At 70.2% G+C, this 13950-nt stretch carries 13 protein-coding genes; 6 read left to right on the forward strand and 7 right to left on the reverse strand.

Annotated elements, in window-relative coordinates; genetic code table 11:
- Positions 1-250: 250 nt before the first annotated feature.
- Positions 251-1462, reverse strand: a complete 1212-nt coding sequence (tyrS, locus tag PCA_RS16345) for a tyrosine--tRNA ligase (RefSeq protein WP_181303681.1) — start codon at positions 1460-1462, stop codon at positions 251-253.
- 186 nt (positions 1463-1648) lie between these two features.
- Here tyrS and PCA_RS16350 point away from each other — a divergent pair, with 186 nt between their 5' ends.
- Together PCA_RS16350 and PCA_RS16355 are read left to right on the forward strand one after the other, a co-directional pair.
- Positions 1649-3091, forward strand: coding sequence for a peptidoglycan DD-metalloendopeptidase family protein (locus tag PCA_RS16350; RefSeq protein ID WP_181303682.1), 1443 nt, complete (start codon positions 1649-1651; stop codon positions 3089-3091).
- Positions 3092-3104: 13 nt separating this feature from the next.
- A complete protein-coding gene (locus PCA_RS16355) occupies positions 3105-4223 on the forward strand; it encodes an anhydro-N-acetylmuramic acid kinase (RefSeq protein WP_181303683.1) in 1119 nt (372 codons plus the stop codon).
- A 6-nt stretch (positions 4224-4229) separates the two neighbouring features.
- Here PCA_RS16355 and PCA_RS16360 read toward each other — a convergent pair whose 3' ends face one another.
- The 3 genes from PCA_RS16360 to PCA_RS16370 form a co-directional block, all read right to left on the reverse strand.
- On the reverse strand, positions 4230-4529 hold the full coding sequence (locus PCA_RS16360) for a hypothetical protein (RefSeq protein ID WP_181303684.1): 300 nt from the start codon (positions 4527-4529) through the stop codon (positions 4230-4232).
- 118 nt (positions 4530-4647) lie between these two features.
- Positions 4648-5901, reverse strand: coding sequence for an MFS transporter (locus PCA_RS16365; protein WP_181303685.1), 1254 nt, complete (start codon positions 5899-5901; stop codon positions 4648-4650).
- The gene (locus PCA_RS16370) at positions 5891-6658 is read right to left on the reverse strand and encodes an exodeoxyribonuclease III (protein ID WP_181303686.1); all 768 of its coding nucleotides are present in this window, start codon (positions 6656-6658) and stop codon (positions 5891-5893) included. The genes PCA_RS16365 and PCA_RS16370 overlap by 11 nt, the downstream gene beginning before the upstream one ends.
- A 38-nt stretch (positions 6659-6696) precedes the next feature.
- Between PCA_RS16370 and PCA_RS16375 the strand changes: the two genes are divergently transcribed.
- The 3 genes from PCA_RS16375 to PCA_RS16385 all read left to right on the forward strand — a co-directional run bounded on the left by PCA_RS16375 (position 6697) and on the right by PCA_RS16385 (position 8605).
- Positions 6697-7191, forward strand: coding sequence for a GNAT family N-acetyltransferase (locus tag PCA_RS16375; protein WP_181303687.1), 495 nt, complete (start codon positions 6697-6699; stop codon positions 7189-7191).
- An 11-nt stretch (positions 7192-7202) separates the two neighbouring features.
- Positions 7203-7850 carry an orotate phosphoribosyltransferase gene (pyrE, locus tag PCA_RS16380; RefSeq protein WP_181303688.1) on the forward strand — a complete coding sequence of 216 codons (648 nt, stop codon included), beginning with the start codon at positions 7203-7205 and terminating at the stop codon, positions 7848-7850.
- A gap of 107 nt (positions 7851-7957) precedes the next feature.
- Positions 7958-8605 carry a DUF4124 domain-containing protein gene (locus PCA_RS16385; RefSeq protein ID WP_181303689.1) on the forward strand — a complete coding sequence of 216 codons (648 nt, stop codon included), beginning with the start codon at positions 7958-7960 and terminating at the stop codon, positions 8603-8605.
- Between the two features lie 45 nt (positions 8606-8650).
- On the opposite strand, the gene PCA_RS16390 is transcribed toward PCA_RS16385, so the two are convergent.
- From PCA_RS16390 to coaBC, 3 genes are read right to left on the reverse strand one after another with little or no spacing between them, the layout of a single operon-like run.
- The gene (locus PCA_RS16390) at positions 8651-10987 is read right to left on the reverse strand and encodes a phosphomannomutase/phosphoglucomutase (RefSeq protein ID WP_181303690.1); all 2337 of its coding nucleotides are present in this window, start codon (positions 10985-10987) and stop codon (positions 8651-8653) included.
- 55 nt (positions 10988-11042) lie between these two features.
- Positions 11043-11498 (reverse strand): dUTP diphosphatase, encoded by a 456-nt coding sequence (gene dut / locus PCA_RS16395; protein ID WP_181303740.1) that lies wholly within the window; start codon positions 11496-11498, stop codon positions 11043-11045.
- Between the two features lie 8 nt (positions 11499-11506).
- Positions 11507-12712, reverse strand: coding sequence for a bifunctional phosphopantothenoylcysteine decarboxylase/phosphopantothenate--cysteine ligase CoaBC (gene coaBC, locus PCA_RS16400; RefSeq protein ID WP_181303691.1), 1206 nt, complete (start codon positions 12710-12712; stop codon positions 11507-11509).
- A 99-nt stretch (positions 12713-12811) separates the two neighbouring features.
- Here coaBC and radC point away from each other — a divergent pair, with 99 nt between their 5' ends.
- Positions 12812-13483, forward strand: a complete 672-nt coding sequence (gene radC / locus PCA_RS16405) for a DNA repair protein RadC (protein WP_181303692.1) — start codon at positions 12812-12814, stop codon at positions 13481-13483.
- Positions 13484-13950 lie beyond the last annotated feature (467 nt).

Here is a 13950-nt window from a genome sequence, read left to right on the forward strand (position 1 = left end):
GCGGAGCTTTTCCGCTGTGGGACATTTCGTCCCGGTGAGCCGCCCATTCTACATCGTTTTCTCGGTCCGTCAACAGCGCGCGAAGATTTGTTTCGGCGGGTTGGCGTCCCGTGCTGCCGATGCAGCGGCGGGGCGGCGAATACTAGGGAGGCACCCCCACCTTGGCAAGTATTTTCTTCGAAGAATTTTCACTCTTTCGCGCAAGCCGCTGATCTGGCGCGAAACATTCCCCGAAGATCGCGTGCGTTGCTCAGCCGGCGGTCAACTTCACCCGGGCGAAGTTGCGCTTACCCACCTGCAGCACGCCTTCGAAGCCCGCGCAGAACACGCGCTGCGCGTCCTCCACGACTTCCGCGTCGATGCGCACCGCGCGTTCCTTGAGCTTGCGGTTCGCCTCGGAGTTGCTGGCGGTGAGTCCGGCCGCGGTGAGCAGCGCGGGCAGGCGGAAACCCTCGGCGGGCGCCGCGATCTCGCTGAGCGGCAGCAGCGAGGTGTCGCCCTCGCCGCGCACCACCGCGTGCCAGCCGGCGATGGCCTGCTCGGCGGCGGCGGCATCGTGGAACCGCGTCGCCAGCTCGCGCGCCAGGCGCAGCTTGGCGTCGCGCGGGTTCAGCGCGCCGCTTTCGATCTCGCGCTTCATGCGCGCGAGTTCGTCCATCGACACGTCGAAGCTGAGCAGTTCGAACCAGCGCCACATCAACGCGTCGTCGATCTTCATGGTCTTGGTGACGATGTCGATCGCCGGCTCGTCGATGCCGATGTAGTTGCCCAGCGACTTGGACATCTTGTTGACGCCGTCCAGGCCTTCCAGCAGCGGCATGGTGAGCACGATCTGCGGCTTCTGCCCGAAGTGCTCCTGCAGGCCGCGGCCCATCAGCAGGTTGAACTTCTGGTCGGTGCCGCCGAGCTCGACGTCGGCCTGCAGCGCCACCGAGTCGTAGCCCTGCACCAGCGGATAGAGGAATTCGTGGATGGCGATGGACTGCTGCGCCGCGTAGCGCTTGGCGAAGTCGTCGCGCTCCAGCATGCGCGCCACGGTGTGCTGGCCGGCGAGCTTGATCATCTCCGCCGCGCTCATCTTGCCGAACCACTCGGAGTTGAAGCGGACCTCGGTGCGTTCGCGATCCAGCACCTTGTAGACCTGCGCGGCGTAGGTCTCGGCGTTCTTCAGCACGTCCTCGCGGGTGAGCGGCTTGCGGGTGACGTTCTTGCCGGTGGGGTCGCCGATCATGCCGGTGAAGTCGCCGATCAGGAAGATCACCTGGTGCCCCAGATCCTGGAACTGGCGCATCTTGTTCAGCAGCACGGTGTGGCCGAGGTGCAGGTCCGGCGCGGTGGGGTCGAAGCCGGCCTTGACGCGCAGCGGGCGGCCGCCCTTCAGCCGTTCCAGCAGGTCCTCGCGCTTGATGATTTCGTCGGCGCCGCGCGCGATCGCGGCCAGCGCCTGCTCGGGTTCGTTCATGCATCCCTCGGGGGTCAGGTAGTTGTCATGACAGCCAATCACGGGATGGCAATCACGTTTCTGCGTTAATTGTGCGTTAACCGAAAACCCAACGCAAACCCTTGATGGGAAAGGCATTGACGCACTTGTTACATGACGATTATGGTACGCGGGTTTGTTATTTTGTACGACGAGGCTGGGCGCAGTATGGGTGAGGAAAACCGGGGGGGGCGCCGCGCGCGCAAGCAGGCCATTTGCCGCAAGGCGCAGCGCCAGCATGTGGGCTTCTACGCGCGTTGTGCACATTGGTCGTTCGACCGTTCGGAATCCACCACGCCGTTGCGCTGGCATCGCGAGCGCTGGGTGCTGGCCGGCACCGCGCTCATGGTGACCCTGCTTTCCGGCTTCATCATGCCGGCGTGGGCCACCGCGATGAAGCCGGCGGCCACGGTCGAAGCGCACACGCTGCTGCCGCTGGCGCTGCCGAAGCTGGCGCCCATCGTTCCGGCCGCATCCACGGTGGACGACTGGCAGGTGGTGCGGGTGCAGCCCGGCCAGACGCTGTCGGACATCTTCAGCGGCCGCGGGCTCAGCCTCACCGATCTGCAGAAGGTGATGGATGCCGCCGGCAACGCGAAGTCCGCGCTGCACAACATCCGTCCCGGCCAGGAGTTCGACTTCCTGCTCGGTCCCGGCGGCAGCCTGCGCGGCTTCCGCTTCGACCAGGACCAGGCGAACCGCGCGATCGTGCGCCTCGACGGCGCGCAGCCCACGCTCACCCTGCAGGCGCGCGACATGGACGTGCGCGAACAGGTCGCGCATGGCGTGATCCGCAGCAGCCTGTACGCCGCGGGCGACCAGGCCGGCCTCAGCGCCGCGATGGTCGGCAAGCTGGCCGACCTGTTCAAGTACGACATCGACTTCGTGCAGGACCTGCGCGAAGGCGACAGTTTCACCGTGATCTACGACGACCTCTACCGCGACGGCGCCCGTTTCGGCGAAGGCGACATCGTGGCCGCGGAGTTCGTGAACCAGGGCAAGCGCTACACCGCCTACCGCTTCAGGAAGGCCGACGGCGACTACGGCTGGTTCAGCGAGGACGGCCGCCCGATCCAGAAGGCGTTCCTGCGCATCCCGGTGGACTTCACCCGGATCTCCTCCACCTTCAGCTCCGCCCGCATGCACCCCATCCTCGGCCGCATGCGCGCGCACAAGGGCGTGGACTACGCCGCCCCGTCGGGCACGCCGATCCACGCCGCCGGCGACGGCGTGATCAAGTTCCGCGGCTGGGAACGCGGCTACGGCAACTTCGTGGTGATCCAGCACAACAAGGACATCAGCACCGCCTACGGCCACATGTCGCGCTTCGCCGGCAGCGAGCGCGTGGGCCAGCGCGTGAAGCAGGGCCAGATCATCGGCTACGTCGGCATGACCGGCCTCGCCACCGGCCCGCATCTGCACTACGAATTCCGCGTGGACGGCGTGCAGCGCAATCCGCAGACGGTGACCCTGCCCAGGCCCGAACCGCTGCCGGCGGCCCAGATGGCGCAGTTCAAGGCGACCGTGGTGAAGCCGCAACTCGCGCGGCTGGAACAGATCGACCAGCGCATCAAGCTGGCCCGCAACAACACGCCGCGCACCGACAACTGAGCCCCGTTCCCGCGTGAGTGAAACGCCCGCGCTGTATCTCGGCCTGATTTCCGGCACCAGCGCGGACGCCATCGACGCTGCCCTGGTGTCGTTCGAGCACGAACGACCGCGCCTGCTCGCCGCACGCGCGCATCCCTGGCCGGATGCGCTGCGCGAACGCATCCTTGCCGTGGCGCAAGGCGAAACCGCGCTGGACCTCGACGCATTCGGACGGCTGGACGTGGCGCTGGGCCATGGTTTCGCCGAGGCTGCGCTGACCCTGCTGCGCGACAGCGGCACGCCGGCCTCCGCCGTGCGCGCGATCGGCTCGCACGGCCAGACCGTGCGCCATCGCCCCACGGGCGAGCACCCGTTCACCCTGCAACTGGGCGATCCCGCCACGATCGCCGAACGCTGCGGCATCGACGTGGTGGCGGACTTCCGCCGCGCCGACATGGCCGCCGGCGGCCAAGGCGCCCCCCTGCTGCCGGCCGTGCACGCGATGCTGCTGGCGCGTCCCGGCCACGTTCGTGTGGTGCTCAACCTCGGCGGCATCGCCAACATCACCGCGCTGGGCGCCGACGGCAGCGTCGTCGGCTTCGACACCGGCCCCGCCAACGGCCTGATGGATGCGTGGTGCCTGCGCCAGCGGGGCGAAGCGTTCGACCGCGACGGCATGTTCGCGGCCAGCGGCAAGGTCGACCAGGCACTGCTCGATGCGCTGCTGGCCGATCCCTATTTCGCCTTGACGCCGCCCAAGAGCACCGGCCGCGAGCACTTCCACCTCGACTGGCTGGCCGCGCATCCGCGAATGGATTTGCTGGCACCGGCCGACGTGCAAGCCACGTTGCTGGAATTCACGGCGCGCAGCGTGGCCGAAGCGATCGAACGCCATGCGCCGGCAGCGGAAGACGTGCTGGCCTGCGGCGGCGGCGTGCACAACGCCGCGCTGATGTGCCGGCTCGCCGAACTGCTGGCGCCACGCTCGCTGGCAAGCACGGCGGCGTTCGGCGTCGATCCGGATTTCCTCGAGGCCACCGCGTTCGCATGGCTGGCCCGGCAGCGCCTGCTCGGCCTGCCCGGCAACCTGCCCGCGGTCACCGGCGCACGCGGACTGCGCCAGCTCGGTGCGATCCATCCCGCGCCGCGCTGAACCGGTTCACTCGAACAGACGCATCTCGCCCGCGGTCGGCGCCAGCTGGTCGCTGCGTGCGACCGACAGCGCCAGCGCCGTCTCGCGGAACACTGCCTGTTCGGCCGCGTTCCACGCCCCGGTCTGGGCGGCGAACTCGCCGGCATCGACCTGCGTCTCGGCCTGCGCGCCCAGTTCGGCCGCGCCCAAGCCGCGCCGCAGCGCATGCAGCAACACCTCGTTCACCGTCCACTGCTGGTGCTTCGCGAACGCCTGGATGCGCTCGGCCAGCAGATGATCGACATTGCGTATCGTGAAGTCGGGCATTCGTCGCTCCTTGCGCGGCGTACCCCCTGTGGCGCGATCATCGCCGGCACCGGAACGCCGTACAAGTCCCGTTCTGCCGATTCGTGGCCTGCGCCGCAGCCGCAGCGTGAACGGGCTCTCAGTGCGGGCGCGCCAGCTCGGCGCGGTCGATCGCGCGACGCAGCGCAAAGATCAGCAGCAGCCCGGGCAGCGCCGACAACACGGTGATCACGAAGAAATCCGACCAGCCCACCTTTGGCACCAGCCACGCCGCCAGCGGCCCGAGGAACACCCGGCCCACCGCCGCCAGCGAGGACAGCAGCGCGTACTGGGTGGCCGAATAGCGCACGTTGCACAGTGCCGTCACCAGCACCACGAAGGCGGTGCTGCCCAGGCCGCTGAAGAAATTCTCCGCGCCCACCACGGCCGCCAGCGCCAGCAGGTCGGGGCCGCTGTGCACCAGCCAGATGTAGCCCAGGTTCACCAGCGCCTGCAGCACGCCCAGCAGCAGCAGCGCCGGGAACAACCGCATCCGCGTCACCACCCAGCCGCCGGCCAGCGCGCCCAGCAGGCCGGCGGCGAGGCCGAAGGTCTTGTTGATCGCGCCGAGCTGGGTCAGCGTGAACTGCGGCACGCGCAGCAGGAAGGTGGTGGACAGCGACAGTGCGAACGCGTCGGACAGCTTGTACAGCACCATCAGCGCCAGCCACGCCAGCGCCAGCATGCCGTAGCGGTGGAAGAAATCGGCGAACGGCTCGATCACCGCCTCAGCGAAATTGCGCGCGGGGCGCTCGTCGGGCGCCTCCGGCGAGGTGGCGGTGACCGCCATCGCCGCCAGCATCAGCGCGCCCATCAGCCGGTACACCCAGGCCCAGCCCATGTGGTCGGCGAGGATCAGCGACAGCGCGCCGGACACCAGCATCGCGGCACGATAGCCGCCCTGCGCGGACGCGGTGCCCCAGCCGCGCTCGGCCGGCGGCAGCAGGTCGGTGCGGTGCGCGTCGTAGGCGGTGTCCTGCGTGGCCGAGGCGAACGCCAGCAACACGCCCAGGAACGCCAGCGTGGCGGCGCCGCCCTGCGGCGTGTAGAAGCTCATGCTGATCAGCGCGACGCCGCACAGCAGCTGCATCATGAAGATCCAGCCGCGACGGCGGCCCATGAACGGCAGCGGCAGGCGGTCCAGCAACGGCGCCCACAGGAACTTGAACACGTAGGCCTGGCCGATCAGTGTGATCCAGCCGATGTCGCGCAGGCTCATCCCCGCGGTGGTGAACCAGGCCTGCAGCGCGCTGCCCGACAGCGCCAGCGGCAGGCCGGAGGCGAAGCCCAGCAGGCCGATGCTGAGGATGCGCCAGGAGCGTCCCGGGGCGACGGCCGCGCCCTCAGTCGGCATAGTCGACGGTGTAGGGCGCGTGGTCGGAGAAGCGCTCGTCGCGGTAGATCGCGCAGCGCTTCAGGCGCCCGGCCAGCGCGGGCGTGACGAGTTGGTAGTCGATGCGCCAGCCGACGTCGTTCTCGCGGGCGCGGCCGCGGTTCGACCACCAGGTGTAGTCCTCGCCCTCGGGGTGCAGCGTGCGGTAGCTGTCCACCCAGCCGCCCTCGACCAGGCCGTTGAGCCAGGCGCGCTCCTCCGGCAGGCAGCCGGAGTTCTTCTGGTTGGATTTCCAGTTCTTGATGTCCTTCTCGCTGCGCACGATGTTCCAGTCGCCGCACAGCACGTAGTCGCGGCCGCTCCTGAGCCATTCGTCGAGGGTCGGCGCGAGCCAGTCCATCGCCTTGAACTTGAACTGCTGGCGCTCGTCGCCCGACGAACCCGACGGCACGTACAGCGACACCACGCTGAGCTTGCCGAAGCGCGCCTCGACGTAGCGGCCCTCGTTGTCGAAGGCGTCCCAGCCCAGCGCGGTGCGCACTTCGTCCGGCTCGCGCTTCGCGTAGATCGCCACGCCCGAATAGCCCTTCTTGCTGCTGGCGTCGCGGTAGAAGCAGTGGTGGCCGTCGGGGCGGAACATCGGATCGGCGAGCTGGTCTTCCTGCGCCTTGGTTTCCTGCAGGCAGACCACGTCGGCCCGCTGCTGGCGCAGCCACTCGAACACGCCCTTGGTCGCGGCCGAGCGGATGCCGTTGGCGTTCAAGCTGATGATGCGCATGCGCGACTCCCGGAACGATCGTGGGCATCATAGCAACCATGCCCGCAGCGCCCATCATCCGCGTTTCCCCGGTCACCGCAGCCCTGCGCGATGCCGTGCTGCGCGTCCGCGTGCGCCCGGAGCAGGACCGCTTCGTGAGCCCGCCCGCGCACACGCTGCCCGATGCCGAGCAATGCCCCGGCAGCGAGCCGATGGCGATACTGCTGGACGCCGCCGTGGTGGGCTACTACCGCATCGAACGCAGCGCGCGCAGCCTCGCCGGCCGCGACGAGGATGCCGATGCGCTGGGGCTGCGTTCGTTCCAGCTCGATGCCGCCTGCCAGGGACGCGGCCTCGGCGTGACTGTGATGGAGGCCTTGCTGGCCGACCTGACACAACGTCATCCGCAGGCGCGCCGCATCGTGCTCATGGTGAACAGCGCCAACGCCGCCGCGCTGGCGCTGTACCGGCGCGCGGGCTTTGCGGACAGCGGCACGCTGTACCATGGCGGCCGCTCCGGCCCGCAGCACCTGCTGTGGCGTGCCCTTCCCTGAAGAGAATCCCCATGCACGACTACCAGCGCGACTTCATCGAACTCACCCTGCAGCGCGAAGTGTTGCGCTTCGGCGAGTTCACGCTGAAGTCCGGGCGGCAGAGTCCGTACTTCTTCAACATGGGCCGCATCGATTCCGGCGCCGCGCTGGGCCGCCTCGGCCGCGCCTACGCCGCGGCGGTGGTGAACGCGGGTATCGACGTGGACATGCTGTTCGGCCCCGCCTACAAGGGCATCGCACTGGCCGCGGCCACCGCGATCGCGCTGGCCGACCAGCACGCCCGCGACCTGCCCTGGGCCTACAACCGCAAGGAGGCCAAGGACCACGGCGAAGGCGGCGTGCTGGTGGGTGCACCGCTCAAGGGCCGCGTGCTGATCGTGGACGACGTGATGACCGCCGGCACCGCGGTGCGCGAGTCGCTGGCGCTGATCCGCGCCCACGGCGCCGAACCGGCCGGCGTGCTGATCGCGCTGGACCGGCAGGAACGCGGCCAGGGCGAACTCTCCGCCGCGCAGGAAGTGGCGCGCGACTACGGCATCCCGGTGATCGCGATCACCAGCCTTGCCGACGTGCTGGCGTACGCGGGCGAACGCCCGGAGCTGGCGGCCGAGCACGCGCGCCTGCTGGCCTATCGGGAACGCTACGGCGTCGACGGCTGAACGCCCGGCCGCGATTGGGCGAAGCCGGTCACGCCCGGCGATGGCCGCCACCCTGGCCGCCGGCTGCAGCGCGGCTGCGGCGTCTATACTTCCGCGAGGGGGTACTCATGCGAAAGTCACTGTCCATCCTGCTCGTCGCCGCGCTGACCGCCAGCACGGCGGTCTGCGCCCAGCAACACGCGAACACCAGCGGCCTGCGCTACAAGTGGGTGGACGGCCAGGGCCACCTGCATTTCAGCGACGGCCTCACCCAGGACGCGCTCAAGTACGGCTACGACGTGGTCAACGACCAGGGCGTGGCCGTGCAGCACGTGCAGCGCCAGCTCAGCCCGGAGGAACGCGCCGCGGCGCAGAAACTCGCCGCGGAGCAGGCCGCCGCCCAGCGTGCCGCCCGGGACCGCGTCCGCGCCGACGAGCAGATGCTGGCCGCCTATCCCGACGAAGCCTCGTACAAGGCTTCGCTGCAGCAGACGCTGGCGGGCCTGGACCAGCAAATCCACACCAGCAAGGTCAACCTGCGCAGCCAGGAGCAGGCGCTGACCGATCTGCTGGGCCGCGCCGCCGAACTCGAACATGACAAGCAGCCGCTGCCGAAGTACCTGCAGGACGGCATCGCCAAGCAGCGCGGCGTGGTGAGCGAACTGCAGGCGGTGCTGCAGCGCCAGCAGGCGCAGCGCGACCAGGCCGCCCAGGCGCAGACGCAGCAGCTCGCGCATTACCGCGCCGTGCAAGCCGCGCAGCAGAACCAGCCCTGACAGCCGCGCCACGAAGGCCCGGCCATGCCAGGCCTTCGCATGCGATCAGAACGGCAGCTTCAGCGCCGGATCGACGGCGCGCAATTGCACGCGGAACGCCTGCTGGATGCGCTCCAGCGCCGCCGCGTTGTCGGCATCGAAGCGCAGCACCAGCACCGGCGTGGTGTTCGACGCGCGCACCAGGCCCCAGCCGTCCGGCCAGTCGGCGCGCACGCCGTCGATGGTGATCAGAGTGGCGTCGCCGAAGCTCGCCTGCGCGCGGAATTTCTCCATGAAGCGGTAGTGCTCGCCCTCGGCCAGCTCGATCTTCAGCTCCGGCGTGGAGACGCCCTTGGGCAGGGTGGCGAAGATCTCTTCCGGCGTGCGCTCCTCCAGGTCGCCGGCAAGGATCTCCATCAGCCGCGCGCCGGCGTAGATGCCGTCGTCGAAGCCGTACCAGCGCTCCTTGAAGAAGAAGTGCCCGCTCATCTCGCCGGCCAGCTCCGCGCCGGTCTCGCGCATCTTGCCCTTGATCAGCGAGTGGCCGGTGCGCCACATCAGCGGACTGCCGCCGGCCGCCAGGACCTGGCCCTTGAGGTGGCCGGTGCACTTCACGTCGTAGATGATGGTGGCGCCCGGCTGGCGCGCCAGCACGTCGCGCGCGAACAGCATCAGCAGGCGGTCCGGGTAGATGATCTCGCCCGCCTTCGTCACCACGCCGAGGCGGTCGCCGTCGCCGTCGAACGCCACGCCCAGATCGGCGCCGGTCTGCTTCACCGCGAGGATCAGGTCCTCGAGGTTGTGCGGGTCGGACGGGTCCGGATGGTGGTTCGGGAAGGTACCGTCCACCTCGCAGTACAGCGGCACCACGTCGCAGCCGATGCCCGAAAGCACCTGCGGCGCCACCGCGCCGGGAATGCCGTTGCCGCAGTCCACCACCACCTTCAGCCGGCGCTCGGCCTGCACGTCGGAGACGATGCGCTCCAGGTAGTCCGGCAGCACGTCGACCTGGCGCAGGCCACCTTCGCCGCCATGCTCCAGCGCGTTGCCGGCGATGCGCCGGTACAGGTCCTGGATCGCGTCCTCCGACAGCGTCTGGCCGCCGACCACGATCTTGAAGCCGTTGTAGTCGGGCGGGTTGTGGCTGCCGGTCACCGCCACGCCGCAGCCGGTGCCGTAGTGGTAGGTGGCGAAGTACACCACCGGCGTGGGCACGGCGCCGAGATCGATCACGTCGATCCCCGCGGCGCGCAGGCCGTCGGCCAGCGCGCCGGCCAGTTCCGGCCCGGACAGGCGGCCGTCGCGGCCCACCACGATCTCGGTGAGCGCCTGCTCGCGCATCAGCGTGCCGATGGACTGCCCCAGCAGGCGCGCCACCTCGGCGGTCAGCGTGCTGCCCACCACGCCGCGGATGTCGTAGGCGCGGAAGATCACGGGATCGACCGCGACCGTGGAGGTGAGCCGGGCCGCGGGTGCCGGCGGCGCGGCGGCGGGCCTGGCGGGCGGCGCGGCGGCGCGGGTGGCTTGCCGGGACGACTGGAACTCCTCGATATCGATATCCGGTTCGGCCGGGACGACATCGCGACGCCGCAGCCGCCACCACAGCAGGTACAGCCCGCCGCCGATGCCGGCCAGCGCGAGCAGCGCCGCCAGCGGCCACGAGCGCGGCAGCACGATGAACGCCACCGGCAGCGCCGCGGCGACGCTGAAGCCGCTGCCCGGCACCGCCCTGGCCTCGACCTCCGCCTCTGCTCCGGGGCTGCCGTTCGAAAGGATGCGCATGTCGCTGCGGGCGTCGCCCTGGCGCAGGTCCAGCCGGCCGGCGGCGGGCGATACCGCTTCGAATGCCTGCCGCACCGGGGCGAACGGCAGCTCCACCCACAGCCACGCCTGCGCCCGCTGCGGCGGTCCCAGCGGCAGCACCAGGCTCAGCCGCCGGTCGCCCGCGCCGTGCGACACGCTCTGCATCGGCGGCAAGCCGTCCTCCGCCTGCGCACCCATCAGCTGGGCCGCCTTGGCGTAGCCGAACTCGCGGAAATTCGCGTGCAGCACCTCGTCGAGGTTGCCGCTGTAGACGTCCAGTTGCAGGGCCTGCGGCAGCTGCGCGTGCAGCGCCGCCAGCAAGGCGGCGCGATCGCCCTGCAGCAGGGTCGGATCCAGCGCCGACGCGGCCTTCGCCACCGTGGCGTGCTGCGCGGCGACCACTTGCGCGAGCTGCTGCGCGGCCTGGTCCCGCGCCTGCTGCACGCGGGCCGCCGCGGCATTCTCGTCCGCGATCAGCCAGGTTTGCCAGGCGCAGAACGCACCCAGCAGCACCAGCAGCGTGCCGGCGGCCAGAGGCCCCAGGCGCCGCCAGTCGGGCTGCGCCCGCCATCGCGATCCGTTTGCGTCGTTCATCGCCATTCCCCTGCCCCCACAGGTGCCCATTCCACCCGGCCCGACCGCACGGCGGACCGGCTCACTTGATGCCCGTGGAACCGAACCCGCCGGCGCCACGCGCGCTGGGCGCGAACTCGTCCACCACGCGCAACCGCGCCTGCGCCACCGGCACCAGCAGCAACTGGGCGATGCGGTCGCCCACGCCCACGGTCACCGGCTCGCGGCCGCGGTTCCAGCAGGAAATCATCAGCGGACCCTGGTAGTCGGCGTCGATCACGCCGACCAGGTTGCCCATCACCAGCCCTTGCTTGTGGCCCAGGCCCGAGCGCGGAACGATCAGCGCGCACCAGCCCGGATCGCCGATGTGGATCGCGATGCCGCTGGGCACCAGTGCGCTGTCGCCCGGCGCCAGCGTCAGCGGGGCATCGAGCGCGGCCCGCAGGTCCATGCCGGCGCTGCCCGGGGTGGCGGGTTCCGGCAACGGGATGCTCGCGCCCAGGCGCGGATCGAGGATCTTCAGCTCCACGTCCAGCAACGCCGCGCTCATCCGCGCACCGCGCGGTAGCGTTCGGCCACGCAGGCGACGAGCTGGCGCGCCAGCTCGGTCTTGCCGGCCCGGGTCAGCGCCAGCATGCCGTCGGTCCAGTACACGTCCAGCGCGTTGTCGGCGGCCTCGAAGCCCAGCCCTTCGCCGACGCGGTTCGCGGCGATCATGTCCAGATGCTTGCGCTGCAGCTTGTCCAGCGCGTAGTGCGCCACGTCGTGCGTCTCCGCCGCGAAGCCGACCAGGAACGGATGCACCGGCTGCGCCGCGAGGCCGCCGAGGATGTCGGGGTTTTCGGCCAGCTTCAGCACGAGGTCGGCGCCGGCCTGCTTCTTGAGCTTGCGTTCGGCCACTTCGTCGGGCCGGTAATCGCCCACCGCGGCCGCGCCCACGTAGATCTGCGCGGCCACGCAGGCCTCGAACACCGCCGCCTGCATCTGCGCCGCGCTGCGCACGTCGATGCGGCGCGCCACGCCGGGCGGCGTGGCCAGGCTCACCGGACCGGCCACCAGGGTCACCCCCGCGCCGGCCTCGGCGGCGGCCTGCGCCACCGCGAAACCCATCTTGCCGGAGCTGCGGTTGCCGATGAAGCGCACCGGATCGATGTCCTCGAACGTGGGACCGGCGCTGACCACCACTTGCAGCCCGGCCAGCGCACCGCCGCCAAACGAGGCGGCCAGCGCATCGCGCAGTTCGTGCGGCTCCAGCATGCGGCCTGAACCCACGTCGCCGCAGGCCTGTTCGCCCGCCGCGGGACCCAGCACCTGCACCCCGCGCTGGCGCAGCAGCGCCATGTTCGCCTGCACCGCCGGGTGCGCCCACATCTGCTGGTTCATCGCCGGCGCCACCGCCAGCGGCGCGGCGCTGGCGAGGCACAGCGTGGTGAGCAGGTCGTCGGCGTGGCCATGGGCCAGCTTCGCGACGACGTCGGCGCTGGCTGGCGCAACCAGGATGCGCTCGGCCCAGCGCGCGAGTTCGATGTGGCCCATCGCCGCCTCGGCCGAGGCATCCCACAGGCTGCTGCGCACGGGTTGGCCGGACAGCGCCTGGAAGGTGGCTGCGCCTACGAAATGTTCGGCGCCCGCCGTCATCACCACACGCACTTCGGCGCCCTGCTCGCGCAGGCGGCGGACCAGTTCGCAGGATTTGTAGGCGGCAATGCCGCCGGACACTCCCAGCAAGATGCGGCGTTCGGCAAGACTCATGGTGTAGGCAGGGCCTGACGTGCGGGCAGACGGCTAGCTTACCGGATTCCTGCCGGGCTACTGCTGACTGCATCGCGGGGTCGCAGGCACGCTGCGGGCATGAGCATCCGCGACTGGCCCGAAGGCGAACGCCCCCGCGAGAAACTGCTGGCCCGCGGCAGCGGCAGCCTGTCCGACGCCGAGCTGCTGGCCGTGCTGCTGGGCAGCGGCGTGCGCGGCAAGGACGCGATCGCGCTGGCGCGCGAACTGCTGGTCGGCGCAGGCAGCCTGGCCGTCCTGTTGAGCCGCCCCGACCAGGCGGTGCGCACCGTCGGCCTGGGACCGGCCAAGCGTGCCCGCATCGCCGCCGCGCTGGAGCTGGCGCGGCGCAGCCTTGCCGAGCAGTTGCGGCAGCAGCCCGCGCTGGAGAATCCCCGCGACAGCGGCGACTACCTGCGCGCCCGGCTGCGCCACCTGCCCTACGAGGTGTTCGGCTGCCTGTACCTCGACAACCGCCATCGCGTGCTGGCGTTCGAGGAGCTGTTCCGCGGCACCGTGGACGGCGCCAGCGTGCATCCGCGCGAGGTGGTGCGCGCCTGCCTGCAGCACAACGCCTGCGCCGTGATCTTCGCCCACAACCACCCCAGCGGCGTCGCCGAACCCAGCGCGGCCGACCGCGCGATCACCCGCGAGTTGCGCGACGCCCTGCAACTGGTCGGGGTGCGGGTGCTGGACCATCTGGTGATAGGCAGCGACGAGCCGGTATCCATGGCGGCGCGCGGCCTGCTCTGAGGGCACCGGGAAAGCGCCCGCGGGCCGTTCCGGATGCCGGCATGGTGCGGGCCACGTGTCCGGGCGGCAGCTGCAGGCAAAAAAAACGGTGCGGGACGAGCCTGCACCGTGATTGCCGATTATGGGGAGCGGAGAGAGCGGCATCTCCGTGTGCCTTGGAGTGGGAGGGGAGTCGCCACCAGCACGCAGGCAGTGTGGCGGTGCCGCATGACAACGGGGTGACTACCGCGCGTCCCGGCGACTACGGCCAGGGGCGCCTTAGTTATGCACAAAAGCCCCCGATGGGCACTTGCAGGCCTCAGCGCAGGCGCGACTTCAAGCATGCGCTATATTTGTATGATTCATATGCACTTTTCCCCATGTAAGCCAGGTGACGCGGCGCTCGGCGGCCAGCCGGGGCCCATGGCCGTCGCTTTCCCCACAGACTTATCCACAAGTGGCGCCATGCACCGCAGCATGCCGCCACC

The sequence above is a fragment of the Rhodanobacter sp. PCA2 genome (assembly GCF_013620825.1).
In the GTDB taxonomy this organism is placed as follows: Bacteria; Pseudomonadota; Gammaproteobacteria; order Xanthomonadales; family Rhodanobacteraceae; genus Rhodanobacter_A.